Consider the following 16,778-nt stretch of genomic DNA (forward strand, 5'->3'; position numbering starts at 1 on the left):
CTCCTCACTTGCCGCTGTTCACTCGCTGACCTGCTGTCATCGGCCTCTCACCACTGTGCCCGCCGTGGCGGTCCCGGCGGCGTCCGCCGCGAGGTCGCCCATCGAGATCCGGCCACCCCGGGTGACCAGGTCCACCAGGAACTTCTCCGCCGAGGCGTCCGTACCGCCGCGCGCCCCGGTGAGGCCCGCGAACCACTCGGCGCTCGCCGCCCCGATGCGCTGGGTGTGCTCCACCGCCGGGCGCCGGGCCGCCTCGTACGCCGTCAGCGCCTTCGGCAGCGACGGCTCCACGCACAGGGCGGTGACCAGCGCGTGGGCGTCGTCCAGGGCGAGGCGGGTGCCCGAACCGATCGAGTAGTGCGCCGTGTGCGCCGCGTCGCCCAGCAGCACGACGTTGCCGCTGGACCAGACGGCGTTGCGCACCTGGACGAATCGGCTCCACCGGGACCGGTTCTCCAGCAGCCGCGCCCCGGCCAGGGGCTTCGCGAACAGGGCGGCCACCTCACCGGTGTCCGGCCGGTGCGCGGCCTCCACCAGGAAGGTGCCGCGCCCGGGACCGAACGGATAGGCGTGGGCGACCACCGGGCCGTCCGGGGTGTCGGCGACGAAGAAGGACAGCGAGTCGAAGGCCCGCTCGGCCCCCAGCCAGATGTAGTGCGGCGCGGTGTGCGCGGTCATGGTGCCGAAGCGGTCGGCCAGCGCCGTACGGGTCGCCGAACCGGCCCCGTCGGCCGCCACCACCAGGTCGTACAGACAGGACAGCGCGTCGGTGTCCGGGGCCGGGACGCCCTCGTGCAGGACGACTCCCAGCTCCGCGCACCGGCGGCGCAGCACCCGCAGCAGCGCGCGTCGGCTCAGCGCGCCCAGCGGGGGCGCGGACACGCTGAGGGTCCGCCCGTGCCGGCGCACGGCGATCTCCGCCCATCGGGTCAGGTGCGGTTCCAGCGCGTCGGCGAGCACCGGGTCGGCACGCCGGACGGTGTCGGTGGCGGCGGGCGGCAGGATGACGCCGAACCCGTAGGTGTCGGCCACCCGGTGGCGTTCCCACACGGTGACCTCGGTCCCCGGGGCGGCCAGCTTCATGAAGGCGGCGAACGCCAGCCCGGCCGGGCCGCCGCCGCTGACAGCGATCCTCACGGTGTCTCCTCGGTGCGGTGCGGTGCGGTGCGTGCATGGGGTGCGGTGTCGCGCGGTGCGGTGAAGGGCGGCGCGGTGCGGTGGACCCGGTGCGGTCGGCGTCGGTCGGTGCCGAACCGTTCGTCCAGGACCCTTCGTCCAGGACCCTTCGCCCGGGACCGCTCGGCCAGGGCCGTCCGTACCGGCACCCGACCGGGCCTGTACGGGTGCCTCAGCCCCGTGCCGCCGCGCCCCGTGCCGGGGGCAGCAGCTCACCGATCCGGTCGATCACCACGGCGGCCGACGGCATCGCCGCCATCTCCTCGGCGACCTCCCGCGCCGCCCGGCCGTGGGCCGGGTCGCGCAGTACGGCTTCCAGCGCGGCCGTCACCGCCTCCGGGCCGAGCGTGTCGATGTCGAGGGTGGGGCCCGCGCCCCGCTCGGTCACCGTCCGGGCGTTGCTGACGTTGACCGTGCCCGGCATCGGCAGCGACACCTGCGCCAGCCCGGCCGCGAACGAACTCAGCATCGTTCCCGAGCCGCCGTGGTGCACCACCGCCGCGCAGCTGTCCAGCAGCTCCCGCAGCGGCACCCACCGCTCCGGCCGCACATGCGGCGGCAGCGACTTCGGCAGCTTCGGCAGCTCGGCGTCCGCCGTGAGCAGCACCAGTTCCGCGCCCAGCTCCTCGGTGGCCAGCACGATGTCGCGGTACAGCGCGCCCTCCCGGGTCATCGTCGCGGCCGACCCGCAGGTGGCGGTGACCCGCGGCCGGTCACCCCGCTCCAGCGCCCAGCGGGGCAGATCGCCGCCGTTGTTGAAGCATCCGTAGCGCATCCGCAGCACATGCTCGGGGCGTCCGATGTCGGTGGGTACCTCGGTGAAGTTGGACAGCGAGGGCGGCAGTACGTCGATCTCGATCTCCGCCTCCCACACCTTCTCCACCCCGGCCCGTGCCGCGTGCGGGGCCAGATGCTCCAGGGCGGGTCCGAACGTCGGCAGCGGGGTGCCGTACCCGTGCAGCACCGCCGGGACACCCACCGCGCGGGCGGCGATCAGCGCGGCGGAGTGGATGCCCGGGTACACCACCGCGTCCGCGCCCCAGGTCCGCGCGATGCCGATCAGATCGTCCAGCATCCGGGCCCCCACCTCGCCGAACGCCCGCCCGTGCACGGCGAACGCGGTCGCGTCGTCCGCGGCCGTCCCGGCCTCGCCCCGCTCCAGCATGCGCAACAGGTCCTCGTACGGCTCCCGCGCCCGCAGCCTCTCGCCCGCCTCGACGGTGACCAGCCCGGCCGCCCGTGCGGTGCGCGCCGCCGGGCCGCCGGTGGCGACCAGTACCTCGTGGCCCGCCGCGAGCGCCGCGTGCGCCAGCGGCACCAGCGGCATCAGGTGCGAGGAGACCGGCATCGATGTGAACAGGTATCGCATCATCAGCTCCTTGCCGCCCCGGCACGGGGCGGCGCGTAGGGCAGTCCCGCCGGATCGGCGGTGAACTCGGGCGGCAGCGAGTCGGGCACCCGCTCACCGGCCGCCGCCTCGGCCAGCTCGGTCAGATAGGTGCCGTAGTCGGTGTCCGTGTGTTCATGGCTCAGCCGCCGCAACTGATCGGCGCCGACGAAGCCCATCCGGTACGCGATCTCCTCCAGACACGCGATCCGTACGCTCTGGCGCTTCTCCAGGATCTGGATGTACTGCCCGGCCTCCAGCAGCGCGTCGTGCGTGCCGGTGTCGAGCCATACGAACCCCCTTCCCAGACGCACCAGTTCGGCCCGGCCCCGCTCCAGGTACACCTGGTTGATGTCGGTGATCTCCAGCTCGCCGCGCGCCGACGGGGTCAGCCCCCTGGCGATCTCCACGACGTCGTTGTCGTACATGTACAGCCCGGTGACGGCGAGTTCGGAGCGCGGCCGTTCGGGCTTCTCCTCGATGCTCAGCAGCCGCCGCCCATCCTCGGCGACCTCGGCGACGCCGTAACGCCGCGGGTCACGCACCGGGTAGCCGAAGATCGTGCACCCGTCGAGGTTCCGCGCCCGGTCACGCAGCAGCGCGGAGAAGCCGGGGCCGTGGAAGAGGTTGTCGCCCAGCACCAGCGACACCGAGTCGTCCCCGATGTGCTCCGCCCCCACCAGGAACGCCTCGGCGATACCGCCGGGATGTTCCTGCTCCGCGTACGTGAAGCGCAGCCCCAGACCGCCGCCGTCACCGAACAGCGCCCGGAACATGGGCAGATGGGCGGGGGAGGAGATGATGAGGATGTCCCGTATCCCCGCCAGCATCAGCACCGACAGCGGATAGTAGATCATCGGCTTGTTGTAGACCGGCAGCAGTTGCTTCGAGAGCACGCCGGTCAGCGGCTTGAGCCGGCTGCCCGACCCGCCGGCCATGATGATGCCCTTCATGTCGACTCCTCCTTCTCCCGGACACCCGGCGAAGAGTTCCCGGTAGACGTTCCGTACCTCGGCAGCAGACCGCGTTCCAGCGCCTCGGCGAGCGGCGGCGCGGCACGGTCCTGCTCGGACATCACCGGTTCGGGGTGGCGGGGCACCGGAAGTCTCAGCACGGGATCGAGCACCGAGACGGCCAGCTCGTCGCCCGGCCGGTACGGGGTGGACATCAGATAGACCACGGTGGTGCCCTCCGTCAGCGACACGAACGCGTGACCGACACCCGGCGGGCAGTACACGGCGCGCGGCCGGGCCGCCGACAGCCGTACCCCCTCCCAGCGGCCGAAGGTCGGCGACCCGGCCCGTACGTCCACCACCAGGTCCAGGGCCTCACCCGCCGCGCACAGCACGACCTTCGCCGTGCCGGACAGGCCCCGGGAGTAGTGCACCCCGCGCACCACCCCCGCGTGGTTCACACTCAGCCCGCTGCGCACCACCCGGAACCGCGGGGCCCCGGGCAGCTCCGCGAAGCCGCCCTCCTCGTACAGCGGGCAGAACGCGCCCCGCCGGTCGGGGAAGAGCGGTGGGACGATCTCCAGCGCGCCCTCGACGGCGAGTTCCCGTGCTTCCATACCACGGCCTCCCTGCGCTGCGGATCGGACCCCTGGCACCTACGGCTGCTCAGTGCGCGAGCCCGAGACGGTCGAGCACCGCCCGGCCGAGCACCGTCGTGGGGTCCCCGAGGTCGAACGGCAGATCGAAGTGGTCGCGGCCCCTGACGACCAGGTCGTCGACGGCCAGGCCGCCCATGGCCCTGCCGTCCGCGGCCGGACCGGCTGTCGGTGAGCCGTCTGGGGCCGAGCCCTGGCCCTCACGGCCACCGGCACCACCGCGCCCGGTCATGGACGACTCCCGGCCGCTGCGGCCACCGGCACCACCCGGCCCGGCCCCGGACGACTCCCGGCCACCGGCACCACCCGGCCCGACCCCGGACGGCTCCCGTCCGCCGTGGCCACCGGCCCCACCACCCGCCCCGCCGACCGCATCGCGCAGCATCGCCGCGAACGCGTCCTGCTGCCGGGCGTACTCGTCCGTCTCGTGCTCGCCCCGGGCCAGCAGCACCCGCCCGCCGCGCGGCGGCGCGCGGAACAGCGGGCTCTGCTCCCGGGCCTGCCCGGCCGTCAGTCCCAGCGCGTCGTTGACGTAGCTCCCGACCACCGGTTCCAGGTCGTACAGACCGCTCAGCAGGAACAGCCCCGCCAGCGGCAGCCCGTCCGGACCGCCCGCCGCCATCGCCACCAGATGCGCCCCGGCCGAGCTGCCCGCCGCGAACACCGCGTCCGGCCGCCCGCCCAGCTCGACCGCGTGCTCACGCACCCACGCCAGCCCGAGCTCTACCGAGGCACTCAGCTCCGTCAGCGGCCGCTCGGGCGCGAGCCCGTAACCCAGGGCCACATAGCCCGCCCCGGCCCCGACCAGCGCGGGCGCCGCGAAGCAGGCGTCCTCCTTGCTCGACTCCTGCCAGTGCCCGCCGTGCACGAACACCACCAGCGGCGCACCCGCCCGGCGCGGGGGGAAGTGGTGCAGCCGCTCCGCCGGATGCGGCCCGTAGGCGATGTCGGCCCGGTACGCCAGCGACTCACGGGCCGCCGCGCTGCGGGTGCGGTACGCGGCGAGCGTGCCCGCCGCGTCCCTGGCCCGGGTGCTCGGCGACAGCTCCCGGTCGATCCGGCTCCGTGCCGTGCCGACCGCCTGCCGGGCGTCGCTCACGGCGCCCGCCGCACGCCGCCGACCACACCGTGCGGGGTCCAGCCCGCCGATACGGTGCGCCCCACCTCGGTGAAGCCCGCCTCGCGCAGCCAGCCCTCGACCTGTGCCCACCGGTAGATTATGGAGTGCCGGAAGGGCAGCGTCGTGAAGTAGACGTTGTCGAGCGCCGCGTACAGCGGTCCCGACCCGTCGTCGTCGCTGAACGCGTTGAACACCAGGACCCGGCCGCCCGGCTCCACCGCCTCGTACGCCTTCCGCAGCAGTGTCACGTTCTGCTCCGGCGACCAGATCACCAGCTGATGCGCGAACAGCACACAGTCGTGGCCGCCGGGGTACGCGCCGGTGAAGATGTCGGCGGCGTGCGTCTCGACGCGGTCCGACAGACCGGCCTCCCGGATGTTGCGCTCGGCGACCTCCAGCGCGCCCGCCCGGTCCAGCACCGTCACCCGCAGCGACGGATGCGCGCGGGCCAGGGCGATCGCGTTGACCGCGTCACCGCCGCCCACGTCCAGGACCCGGCGGGTGGCGGAGAAGTCCGTCTGCTCGACCAGCACCGGATTGGACAGCCGCGACCAGGAGTGCATGCAGCGGTAGAACAGCTCCTCCAGCCCCGGCACCCCCGACAGCCGGGTGTACAGATCGCGGGTGGTGCCCGGGAAGTGCCGGATACCGGCGTTCTCGCCGGTGCGCAGCGACTCCGTGTAGTCCCCGGCGGGCAGGTACGAGACCCGGTCCTGGAACTCCACGATGTCCCGCAGCACCGGCCACAGCCCCTCGCGGAACCCGGCGGCGATCGACGGCCCGTTACGGTACGTCCCGTCCACGGCCTCGGTGAGACCGAGCGCGGTGGTGCCCAGCAGCAGCACGTCGGCGGACCGCCGGGCGATCCCCAGTTCCTCCGCCACCCGCTCGGCGGACAGCGGCCCCTTCGCGTCCAGCAGTTCGAACAGCCCCAGCTGGGAACCCGCGTTCAGCTGCTGGAACGCCGCGTACCCGAACAGCACCGGCACCAGCCGGCCCAGCTCCTCGGCGGAGCGCGCGTCGTTTCCGCTCACGAAGCGCTCACCGCCCGCGAGCGCACGGTCGGTTCGGGCACGGGGACGACGAAGCCGCCGCCCGCGTCGAGAAAGGCCGATTCCTTGCGCATGATCTCCTCGGCGTAGTTCCAGGCCAGCAGCAGGTAGTAGTCCGGCTGCCGCTCCACGTCCTCGGGCGCCAGCACCGGCAGATGGGTGCCCGGGGTCAGCCGGCCCTGCTTCTGCGGGGTGGTGTCGGTGCAGAACTCCAGCTCGTCGCGGCCCAGCCCGCACATGTTCAGCAAGGTGGTGCCCTTGGCCGACGCCCCGTACCCGGCGACCCGGCTGCCACCGGCGACCAGCCCGCGCACCAGCTCGCGCAGCCCGTCGCAGGTCCCCCGTACCCGGGTGGCGAAGTCCTCGTACACCGCGTCGGTGAGCAGACCCGCCGACCGCTCGTGCGCGATCAGTTCACGCACCCGGTCACCGGTCGTACGCGTCCCCTCCGCGAGACCCGCCGACACGAGCACCGAACCGCCGTGCACCGCCAGCCGTTCCACGTCCACCGTGCGCAGCCCGTGCCGGGCGAACAGTGTGTCCAGGGTGCTGATCAGGAAGTACGAGAGGTGCTCGTGGTAGATGGTGTCGAACGCGAGCCCGTCCACCAGGTCCACCGCGTACGGCACCTCGATGGTGAACAGCCCGTCGTCGGCGAGCAGCGCGCGTACCCCCGCCAGCACATCGGCGACATCGTCGATGTGCGCGAAGACATGCCGGCCCAGGATCAGCTTCGCCCTGCCGTGCTCGGCGGCCACCGCTCCCGCTGTCACGGAGCCGAAGTACTCCGGGACCGTCGGTACCCCCCGGTCCTCGGCGATCGCCGTGAGGTTGCGCGCCGGATCGACGCCGAGCACCCGCGCGCCCACCTCCTGGAACGCCAGGAGCTGGTCACCGGTGTTGCTGCCGAGCTCCACGACGAGATCGCCGTCGGCCAGCCGCGCGCCCTCCGAGCAGAGCCGGACCACCGTCCGCATATGGCGGGCCATCGTCTCCGAGTCGGAGGTGACGTAGGAGTAGGTGCGGTACAGCAGCCGGGGATCGACGACGGCGGTCAGGCTCAGCAGCCGGCACCCCCGGCAGGAGATCACCTCCAGCGGGTACGACTGCTCCTGGGCGGCCGAGTCGGCTCCCTCCAGGAACCCGTTGGCGAGCGGCACCTCCCCGAACGAGATCACCTGCTGCCACTCCTCGCCGCCGCAGACCCGGCAGGCGGTGACGAATCGGACGTTGTCGCTGGTCATGACCGGTCCTCTCGATCGGTGGCGCGCTCCGCGCCAGCAGTGGTCCCCGTACGGAAGGAGGCGAGCGCCTCCACCACCCGCCCGGCCTGCGCGTCGCTCAGCTCGGTGTGCAGCGGCAGCCGCACCAGCCGGTCGGCGATCCGCTCCGACACCGGGCAGCCGCCCGGCGCGCTGCGCCCGTAGCGCAGTCCGGCGGGCGAGGTGTGCAGCGGCAGGAAGTGCACGCTGGCCCGGACGTCCCGCTCCGCCAGATGCTGGAGCAGCGCCGTACGGTCCTCCTCGGACGGCAGCACCAGGTGGTACAGATGCGCCGAGTGCTCGCGGTCGGCGGGCACCGTCGGCAGCGCCACCCGCTCGTCGGCCGCCCATCCGGCCAGCCCCGAGTGGTAGGTGTCCCACAGCGCGTGCCGCCGCTTCTGCACGGCGTCGAACTCCTCCAGCTGCGCGGCCAGCAGCGCCGCCAGCACCTCGGGGAGGATGTAGCTCGAACCCAGGTCCACCCAGCGGTACTTGTCGACCTGCCCCAGGAAGTACTGGTGCCGGTCGGTGCCCCGGTCGCGGATGATCGTCGCCCGCTCGACCAGCTCCGGGTCGTTCACCAGCAGCGCGCCCCCCTTCCCGCAGTGCACGTTCTTCGTGGCGTGGAAGCTCTGCGCCGACAGCGTCCCGAAGCCGCCCAGCGGCCTGCCCTGGTACGTGGCGCCGAGACCGTGCGCGTTGTCCTCGATGACGGGGACGCCGTACGCGTCGGCGATCCGCTGGATCTCCCGCATCTCGCAGGCCACGCCCGCGTAGTGCACCGCCACGATCGCCCGGGTCCGCTCGGTGAGCGCCGCCTCCAGCAGCGACTCGTCCATGTTCAGGGTGTCCGGATGGCAGTCGACGAACACCGGCACCGCACCGCGCATCGCCACCGCGCTGGCCGTCGGCGCGAACGTGAACGACGGCATCACCACCTCGTCGCCCGGGGCCAGTTCCAGCAGCAGTGCCGCGATCTCCAGGGCGTGGGTGCACGACGGGGTCAGCAGCACATGCGGCGAGCCCGTGATCCGGGCCAGTATCTCGGTGGCCCGCGCGCTGTAGGGGCCGTTGCCGTCCAGGTCCCCGGACGCCAGTACCTGCCGCAGATAGTCGTCCTGCCGCTCGGCGGTGTGCGGGACATGGAACGGCACCGCCCTCGGCGGGGCGGGGGCAAGGCTCATCGGGACAGCTCCAGAAGGGTGAAGTCGATATGGACCTGGGAGGTGTCGTCGGCGTGCGCCGCGTACACCGGGGAGTCGCCCATCTCCTGCGCGGGGACCGAGAAGGACTCCTGCCGGTGGACGCCCACCGTGAACCCCGCCTCGCCGGCCACCTCGCGCAGCCGCTCCGCGCTGCCCATCGCGAAGCTGAACCCGAGGAACAGCCGCCCTCGCGGCGTCAGCCGCTCGGCGGCCCCGGCGAGGAACCGCCGGTGCATCGCGTACCCCGGGTCGAAGAAGTGGTAGGCGAGCGCCGACTCGTGGCGCTGCTCGGGCGGTGCCTCGATGAACGGGGAGTTCCAGAAGATCAGGTCGAAGGACTCGTCCGGCTTCAGCGCCGCGAACAGATCACTGGTCTTCGCGGTCACCCGGTCGAGCACTCCGTGCCGCCGGGCGTTCAGCTCGGTGGTGCGTACCGCCGCCTCGTTGATGTCCAGCGCGGTCACCTCCGGGACCCCGGCGAGCGCGGCGATCACCGACGCGACACCGCAGCCGCAGCCCATCTCCAGCATGCTGGTGACACCTTCGTGCGGCAGCGCGGACGCGAACATCCCGGTCGCGTAGTTGTACTCGCCGCCGAGCACCCCGCCCAGCTGGGTCCACTGCCGGTCCAGCAGGGTGAACTCCAGCTCGCGGTCCTGCTCGGCGATGGCGTGTGCGTAGGCGTCCTGCCCCATGACGAGGCCGAGTTCGTTCATGACGGGGTTCCTCCGGTCGGGGGTGCGGTGCGCTTCGTGCGGTGAGGGGTCGCTTCGGACGGAGAGTTCGCGGGGGGAAGAGACTCGGGAGGGAAGGGTCCGGACGGGTTGGCGCCGGACGGACGGGCGGGGGCTCGCGCGGGGCGGGGCGGGCGGAGGCGGGGGCGGCCGGTCACAGGGCCGAACGCATGGTCCACAGCTCGGGGAAGAACCGGTGCTCGTTGACCGCCCGCAGCCAGGCCGCGCCGTCGCTGCCCCCGCTCCCGCGCTTGCCGCCGAGCATCCGTTCCACCACCAGCAGATGGGCGGCTCGCCAGTGCGAGAACTGGTAGGCCACCTCCAGCAGTTGCTCGGCGAGGTCGTACACCGTCCGGAACTCCCCGGGAGTGCGGTAGACGGCCACCCAGACCTTCTCCACATCCGGGTCGGACGTGTACGGCGCGCTCGGGTCCCGGTCCGTCAGACGTTCCGGTACGGGCAGGCCCGCGCGGGCCAGGAACCGCAGCACCTCGTCGTACAGGCTGGGCCGTTCCCATTCGGCCCGCAGCTGCGGGAACGCGTCGAGGTCCGAGGTGCGCACCATCGTCAGATCCCGGTTGCCGAGCGCGAACTCCAGCATCCGGTACATGAACGACTGGGTGCCCGACGCCTGCCCCAGGATCTCCCGGAAGCCCAGGAACTCGTCCACGGTCAGCGCGTTCATGCTCTCCCAGGAGGAGATCAGCACCCGCTGGCTGCGCACCGCCCGACCCAGCGCGCGGCAGGCCGCCTCCGGCCGGTCCTCCCGCAGCCGCGCCCGCGCCTGGTCGACCTCCAGGTACACCATCCGGAACAGCAGTTCCTTCACCTGGCTGATCAGGATGAACGACATCTCGAACGGTGAGTCCGTACGCGGCTCCTGCAAGGAGTGCAGGTCGTCCATCCGCGCGTAGTCGACGTACTGATTGTCGTACGGGCATCCCGCGCCACTCATCCGGACATCTCCTTCCTGACGTCCCCGAGTGCCGTGACCGCGTCGAAGACATCGGTGTACGACACGTACAGCCCGTTCAGGCACAGCCGCAGCAGGTCCGGCGGCCGGGCGTCGGTGACGATGCCGCGCTCCATCAGCGCCGCCGACACCGAGGAGGCATCCGGACACCGCAGCGCCAGATGGCTGCCCCGCCGGTGGTGCGCGGCGGGCGTCACCACTTCCGGCCGGGCCGGGGCAGGGAGGCGATCCGCCAGCAGCCGGACCAGCAGGTCACCCAGCCGCAGGCTCTTCTCCCGCACCGCCGCCACCCCGGCCCGCTCCAGCGGCGCCAGCGCCGCCTCCAGCGCCAGCAGCGACAGGATGTGCGGGGTGCCGGTACGGGCCCGGTCGATACCGGGCGCGGGCACGAACTCGTCCGCCATGTCGAACGGCCGGACATGCCCGTGCCACCCGGTGAGCGGCAGATCCAGCGTGTCGTGGTGGCGGGCGGCGGCGTAGAGGAACGCGGGCGCGCCGGGGCCGCCCGAGAGGTACTTGTAGCCGCAGCCGACGGCCAGGTCCACCCCGGCGGCGTCCACCTCCACCGGTACCGCGCCCGCCGCGTGACTGAGGTCCCACACCGCGATCCCGCCCGCAGCCCGCACCTCGGCCGTGGTCCGTACGAGGTCCCACAGCTCACCGGTACGGAAGTCCACCGCCCCGCACAGCACCGGGCCGACCTCGCCCCGGTGCCGGGCCAGCGCCCCGGGCAGCCCGTCCACGGTCGTCTCGACCAGCCGCAGGCCCAGCGTCCGGGCCACCGACGCCGCGAGATAGCGGTCGGTGGGGAAGTTCGCCGCGTCGGACACCAGCACCGTGCGCTCCGGGCGCAGCCGGGCGGCGGCGGTGAGGGCGTTGAACAACTGCACCGATGTCGACTCGCCCACCACGGTCTGTCCGGGCCCGGCACCGATCAGCCGCCCGATCCGGTCGCCGACCCGCACCGGCGCGTCCCACCAGCCGTCCTCGCTCCAGCCGCGTATCAGATGCTCGCCCCACTGACGCCGTACCACACGGTCCAGCGCCTCCGGCACACCACCGTGCAGGGGGCCCAGCGAGTTCCCGTTCAGCTGGATCACCCCGGGGGGCAGATCGAATTCCGCGCGGAAGGAGGAGAGCGGGTCCTCGGAGTCCTGTTTCTCGGCCCACTCACGAGTGGATTCCATGGTCGTACTCCCTTCGGACACCAGCATTCGAACACCGGCGGACACCGTCGGCGCGCACTGCCAGGATTTCTGACTTCACTCCCGTCAAAGGGTCAACTCTCCTTTTGTCAATAGAGCTTCAAGGAACCTGAAAACCTGTGCAGAGGCGTTCAAGGTTCCTTGAGGAAACATTTCGAGGAGGGTTGGAAAGAAAACCTCCGAATACCCTTGGTGAGATGGGCCGGACAGCGCCGGGAATCCGAATTCCGGAATCGGCGCGGCTACCGGAACACATGGACGATTCGAAGAGAACGCCTGGACGAAGGGAAGAAATGGACAGGGAAACGGGACCCGACACCACCCGTCCGGTACGCACCCACCCGGCGGGCACCCCGTGCACGGGACCGCGGTGCCGGACCGGCTCCGGGCACGCCGCCCGCGCCGTCACCGGCACGGTCCTGTGCCTGACCTGCCGCACCCGCCTCGCGGACGCCCTCGCCCGGCTGCCCGCCCTCTACCAGGAGTGCGGCGAACGCCACTTCCGCGCCCGCACCCCCGCCTGGGCCGAGGCCCCGGGCCCGCGCAGGCCACCGACCGGACCGCTGCACGTACCCGCCTCCGACGTCCGGCACGCCGTGCTCGGCGTGCTCGCGTGCTGGGCCGGGACGACCGTGCAGAAGACCGGGGTACGTGCTCCCCGGCGGGCCGTCGGTGATCTGTGTGTGTTCCTCCACCGCAACCTGGGCTTCCTGGTCCGCCACCCGGCGGCCGGCGAGTTCGCCGCCGAGGTGGCCGATGTACGGGACCGCGCCGAACGCGTCGCCCGGCCCGAGCGGACAGGCCGTACGGCCGTCGGCCCCTGCGCGGAACCCGGCTGCGCCGGACGGCTCACCGCCCGCGCCGCCCGCGACCGCGACGACCCCGCCCGGGTGACCTGCGACACCGACCCGGCACACACCTGGAGCGGCCCGGAATGGCTCTCCCTCGGCCGCCGCCTCCAGACCGCCGACACCTCCGGCGAGCGGCCCGCCGCGCCCCGGGCGCCGCTGCCCACTGCCGCGGTAGCCGTCCGTACGCCGCGCTGGCTGCGCCAGGAGGACGTCACCGCCCTGTGGGGCGTGCCGCGCGGCAGCGTCTACCGGCTGGCCAGCGAACAGGGCTGGGAGCGCCGCCGCCTCGACGGACGCACCTACTACGCGGCGGAGGACGTCCGCCGGGCCCTGGTCCGTACCGAGGGCTGACCCCTACGCGTGAGATCGTCGGACGAGGCGTCGCGCGGTCCCCCCGCCCGGCAGAGCGCCGCGCGGGGGTTTCGCGGTCCGCGGGGCGGCGCGGTTCAGGGGGCGGGGCGGCCCAGACGGCCGCTCCTGACGAGTCGTCGCCTCGCCCACCGTTCGGGACGGTCGTTGCCAGCAGCCCGGTGCGGGCCGGTCGTCGCTACGGGAGCTGTCCGACGGCGGCCGGCGGTACGGCGAGTTCCCCGGTCAGTTCCTGTGGGGCCCGCCCGCCGACCGTCGCCCGCAACGCGCCGCTGTCCGGGTCGACGGCGACGGTGCACTCCAGCTCGGCGGGCCGCCCCATCCCGGCACCCTGCTCGATCCGGAAGTCCGTCCACCCGTCCACCGCGCCCAGCTCACCGAGCCACACGCCCAGCGCCAGCCCCAGCGACGCGCACGCAGGGTCCTCGTCGATCGCGTACCCGGGGGCGAACAGCCGGGCCGTCGCGATCCGCGCCGTCCCGTCCCAGTGGAAGACGAACAGGTCCGGCAGCCCGCTCCCGGACATCGCCGCCACATCGGGCCGTGCCGCCCCGACCGCCTTCTCCCGTACCGGCAGCAGATGGAACAGCGGTCCGAACCCGGCCGCCAGCACCGGCCCTTCGCCCAGGTCCCCGGCGGTCAGCCCCACGGCCGCGAGCAGCGGACCGGGCGCCAGGGCGGCCACCGGGGGCGGCCCGGTCGCGGTCACCGTGGCGCGCTCGCCGTCCGCTTCGAGTTCCAGCAGCTTCCCGCCGCACTCCTGGACCACCCGCCCGGACGGCAGCCGCCCGGACCGCACCAGCGCCACCGCGGTGCCCACCGCGGAGTGTCCGCCGAACGGCGACTCGCCCCGCCGGGTGAAGACCCGCACCCGGTGCGTGGCGCGTGGCACGGTCGGCGGCAGTACGAACACGGTCTCGTCCACCCGCAGTCGGCCCGCGATCCACTCCATCTCCCCGGTGGACAGCCCCTCGGCGTCATGGACCACGGCGAGCGGGCTCCCGCCGCCCGCCCGGACCCCGAACATCCCGACCACTTCGTAGTCACGGGCACCTGTCATCGTGTGCCGTCCTTTCCCAGCCCGGCCGCCGCCGCGAACTCGTACAGCACGTCCTCCCGGCCCTCGAAGGGGAAGTCGGGCCGGGGCCAGTGGACCACCAGATCGGTGAAGCCCGCGTCCTCCAGCATCCCCGAAGCGTCCCGCCAGCTCTCGACGGACTCCAGGACGCCTCCCACCGAACCGCCGGTCAGCAGCAGCCGCCGCAGACCCGCCGGGTCACGGCCCTGCGCCACGCACGCCCTGTCCAGCTCGGCGAGCTGTTCCTTGAGCAGCGGCACCACCCGGTCGTAGCGCTCGCTCTCGAACATGTTCGGCGCCCCGCTGGTGACCCAGATGTCGGCGTGCCGCGCGGCGAGGGCCATACCCCGGGGCCCGGCGGCGGCCACCGCGAGCGGCAGCCTCGGGGCTGCCAGGCACTCCGGCTTCACCACGACGTCCTCGACGGTGTACCAGTCGCCGCGGAACGTGGTCCGCTCCTCACGGAGCAACCCGTCGAGCAGTTCCACGAACTCACCGAACCGGGCCGCCCGCTGGCCGCGCGACAGCTGCGGATCGTTCCGTATCCGGGAGTCGTACCCCTCGGCCCCCGCACCCACCCCGCACACGATCCGGCCCCCGGAGATGTCGTCCAGGGACAGCAACTCCTTCGCGAAGTTCACGGGATGACGGAAGTTGGGGCTGGCCACCAGGGTCCCCAGCGCGATCCGTGAAGTCGCCCCGGCCGCCGCGGCCAGCGTCGGCACGGCGGCGAACCAGGGCTTGTCGCTGAACCACCGCCACATCAGATGGTCGTACGTCCAGGCGTGGTCGAAGCCCAACTTCTCGGCCAGAACCCAGCGTTCGCGGGCCCGGACCCAACGGTGCTCGGGCAGGATCAGCACTCCGTGGCGCATACGCGCGGCACTCCTCTCGGCCAGCGGTTCGTTTCCGCGCCGGTACGCGCGGGAACGGAAGCGGAAGGGCCGGATGGCCGCGCTGATCGCCCGGCGCTGTCCGGTACAAGCCCGACCGTCCGGTGCGGGACCCAGCGGCCCGGCACAGGCTCAGCGGTCCGGCACAGGCTCAGCCGTCGGCCGACGCGGCCGTCGTCGGGTCGGCCCCGGCCGCCACCTCGGCGGCGTGCAGCCCCGCGACGGCCAGTACGGAACCGAGCCGGCGCTCGCACCCGGCCACCGACCCGTTCCACACCTCGGGCTCCTCGCCGTCGTCGGTGCGGCCCAGCGGGTACAGCCCGTTGACGGCGAGGTCGAGGGCCACCGCCCGCAGCCTGCTCAGCAGTTGCGCGGCCACGGCCTCGTCCGTCACCTGGCCGCGCAGGGTCATGAAGAAGTTGTCGTACAGCACCGCCGTCCGCTCGGAAGGCCGGACCGGGCTCTCCGCCATGGCGTGCTGGAGCAGCGACCGTCCGCCCGGCACCAGCCTGGCCGCGACCGTGTCGTGCACGTCCTGGTGGGCCTCGACCGCCGCGCGCAGCCCGGCCGCCCGGTCGTCGTCCAGCCATGGCACCGACCGCCCCCGCATCAGCCCGCGGACCTGTGCGAAGTCCGGTGCCCAGGTGCCGCTGAAGCCCCGGTGCTGGAGGAACATCGCCGAGCGGATCAGCGTCCCGTACAGCCCGCGCGGACACGAACCGCTGTACAGCAGCATCGCGCAGTACCCGTGGGTGTAGGCCTCCAGCCGGGCCATCGCCGCGGACCCGGGCACCACATCCCGGTCGCCGCCCTCGTCGAGCACCCGGCCCAGCATCCGCCACAGCGCGAACGTCACCTGGTGCCCGGTGATCCACCGGAACCAGAACAACTGGTCGTACGAAGGCGCCGTGGGCACTTCGAGCCGCGCGGCCACCGGCCCGCTCCCGGTCAGCGCCAGCAGCTCCCGGCAGATCTCCTCCGGCGCGCGTCCGGGCAGTTGGGGCCGACGGTCGGACGCGGTCCGCGCGTGTCCGGCGGGCGGCATGACCAGCGGCTCCAGCCCGTACGGGAAGTCCCCGAAGTCCCAGTCGCCGACGCGGACCGCTCCGGCCGTGGGGGGAGCGGCGAGAAGGCTCATCGGCCGGCCTCCGGACGGTTCCCGTCCGGCACATGGGTGAACTCGTACTCCAGCCCATTCACGTCGAGGACGTACAGGCTGAGCACCCCCTCGTCGTCGACCACGATGTCGCTGGGCCGCTCGTCGCGGGCGAAGATGAACCGCCCGGAGTCGTACAGCTCGTTCCACCGGTCCCTGAAGACCTCCAGGTCCCCGGGTCCGTCGACCCGCAGACAGACGTGCTGGAACTGGTAGCCCCTGGCCTCCGGCACCGCCCGGGTGTGTCCGGCCCGGTCGAAGAGATGGAATCGCAGATCACCGACCGCCACCTCGACCAGCCGCCCGATCCCCGGCAGCCTGCTGAGCGTGAGCGGGGAGAACCGGTCCAGCTCCCACATCCTTTGGGCGCCGAAGAACTCCACGTACCAGCCCAGCGAGTTCTCCAGGTCGTCCGTCTGGACCCCCACATGGTCGACGACCGGCCGGATGATGCGCGCGGGGGGTTCCGGAACCGTCGTCCGCGCTGTGGTCTCTGTCAAGGACATCTCTGCTGCCTTCCGGATTCTCGGGGGACAAGCGGACGGCTGCGGAACAACGGCCCCCCGCCCGTGCGGAACACCGCATGTGAAATGCGGTGGCGCGCGGCCGGAAGCGGCACGCGCACTCCTATGGGGAGCTGGAGCGATGGCGCGCGGCGGCCGGGTGAATGGGGGCGCGAAAGGTCCGTCGGCCTCAAGCCAGCACAAT

The 16,778-nt window shown here is 72.9% G+C and carries 16 protein-coding genes; 1 reads left to right on the plus strand and 15 read right to left on the minus strand.

Features of this window, described 5'->3' with window-relative positions:
* Positions 1-36: 36 nt before the first annotated feature.
* The 11 genes from OG711_RS36665 to OG711_RS36715 form a co-directional block, all read right to left on the minus strand.
* Positions 37-1,137: an FAD-dependent monooxygenase gene (locus OG711_RS36665; protein ID WP_329563129.1), complete on the minus strand. Its 1,101-nt coding sequence runs from the start codon at positions 1,135-1,137 to the stop codon at positions 37-39.
* Positions 1,138-1,348: 211 nt separating this feature from the next.
* Complete coding sequence (locus tag OG711_RS36670) at positions 1,349-2,545, minus strand: glycosyltransferase (RefSeq protein ID WP_073788421.1); 1,197 nt, start codon at positions 2,543-2,545, stop codon at positions 1,349-1,351.
* A 2-nt stretch (positions 2,546-2,547) separates the two neighbouring features.
* The gene (gene rfbA / locus OG711_RS36675) at positions 2,548-3,516 is read right to left on the minus strand and encodes a glucose-1-phosphate thymidylyltransferase RfbA (protein WP_329563132.1); all 969 of its coding nucleotides are present in this window, start codon (positions 3,514-3,516) and stop codon (positions 2,548-2,550) included.
* On the minus strand, positions 3,513-4,133 hold the full coding sequence (locus tag OG711_RS36680; protein WP_329563134.1) for a dTDP-4-dehydrorhamnose 3,5-epimerase family protein: 621 nt from the start codon (positions 4,131-4,133) through the stop codon (positions 3,513-3,515). Before OG711_RS36680 ends, rfbA begins: the two co-directional genes overlap by 4 nt.
* Positions 4,134-4,182: 49 nt before the next feature.
* A complete protein-coding gene (locus tag OG711_RS36685; RefSeq protein ID WP_329563136.1) occupies positions 4,183-5,271 on the minus strand; it encodes an alpha/beta hydrolase in 1,089 nt (362 codons plus the stop codon).
* Positions 5,268-6,326 (minus strand): methyltransferase, encoded by a 1,059-nt coding sequence (locus OG711_RS36690; protein ID WP_329563139.1) that lies wholly within the window; start codon positions 6,324-6,326, stop codon positions 5,268-5,270. Before OG711_RS36690 ends, OG711_RS36685 begins: the two co-directional genes overlap by 4 nt.
* Positions 6,323-7,588, minus strand: coding sequence for a class I SAM-dependent methyltransferase (locus OG711_RS36695; protein WP_329563141.1), 1,266 nt, complete (start codon positions 7,586-7,588; stop codon positions 6,323-6,325). The genes OG711_RS36690 and OG711_RS36695 overlap by 4 nt, the downstream gene beginning before the upstream one ends.
* Positions 7,585-8,790 (minus strand): dTDP-4-amino-4,6-dideoxygalactose transaminase, encoded by a 1,206-nt coding sequence (gene rffA / locus OG711_RS36700; RefSeq protein WP_073788408.1) that lies wholly within the window; start codon positions 8,788-8,790, stop codon positions 7,585-7,587. The genes OG711_RS36695 and rffA overlap by 4 nt, the downstream gene beginning before the upstream one ends.
* A complete protein-coding gene (locus OG711_RS36705; protein ID WP_266511317.1) occupies positions 8,787-9,527 on the minus strand; it encodes a class I SAM-dependent methyltransferase in 741 nt (246 codons plus the stop codon). Before OG711_RS36705 ends, rffA begins: the two co-directional genes overlap by 4 nt.
* A gap of 172 nt (positions 9,528-9,699) precedes the next feature.
* Positions 9,700-10,500: a tryptophan 2,3-dioxygenase gene (locus tag OG711_RS36710; protein ID WP_266511314.1), complete on the minus strand. Its 801-nt coding sequence runs from the start codon at positions 10,498-10,500 to the stop codon at positions 9,700-9,702.
* Entirely contained in the window at positions 10,497-11,705 is a 1,209-nt protein-coding gene (locus OG711_RS36715) for a kynureninase (protein WP_329563144.1), read from the minus strand. The genes OG711_RS36710 and OG711_RS36715 overlap by 4 nt, the downstream gene beginning before the upstream one ends.
* 311 nt (positions 11,706-12,016) lie before the next feature.
* Between OG711_RS36715 and OG711_RS36720 the strand changes: the two genes are divergently transcribed.
* Entirely contained in the window at positions 12,017-12,925 is a 909-nt protein-coding gene (locus OG711_RS36720; protein WP_266511308.1) for a hypothetical protein, read from the plus strand.
* A gap of 196 nt (positions 12,926-13,121) precedes the next feature.
* Here OG711_RS36720 and OG711_RS36725 read toward each other — a convergent pair whose 3' ends face one another.
* From OG711_RS36725 to OG711_RS36740, 4 genes are all read right to left on the minus strand, one after another.
* Positions 13,122-14,003 carry a PhzF family phenazine biosynthesis protein gene (locus tag OG711_RS36725; RefSeq protein WP_329563146.1) on the minus strand — a complete coding sequence of 294 codons (882 nt, stop codon included), beginning with the start codon at positions 14,001-14,003 and terminating at the stop codon, positions 13,122-13,124.
* Entirely contained in the window at positions 14,000-14,896 is an 897-nt protein-coding gene (locus tag OG711_RS36730; protein WP_329563148.1) for an LLM class flavin-dependent oxidoreductase, read from the minus strand. Before OG711_RS36730 ends, OG711_RS36725 begins: the two co-directional genes overlap by 4 nt.
* Before the next feature lie 169 nt (positions 14,897-15,065).
* Positions 15,066-16,052, minus strand: a complete 987-nt coding sequence (locus OG711_RS36735) for a hypothetical protein (protein ID WP_073788394.1) — start codon at positions 16,050-16,052, stop codon at positions 15,066-15,068.
* Positions 16,049-16,576, minus strand: a complete 528-nt coding sequence (locus OG711_RS36740) for a VOC family protein (protein ID WP_329563151.1) — start codon at positions 16,574-16,576, stop codon at positions 16,049-16,051. Before OG711_RS36740 ends, OG711_RS36735 begins: the two co-directional genes overlap by 4 nt.
* Positions 16,577-16,778 lie beyond the last annotated feature (202 nt).

Origin of the sequence: Streptomyces uncialis (genome assembly GCF_036250755.1) — a bacterium.
In the GTDB taxonomy this organism is placed as follows: domain Bacteria; phylum Actinomycetota; class Actinomycetes; order Streptomycetales; family Streptomycetaceae; genus Streptomyces; species Streptomyces uncialis.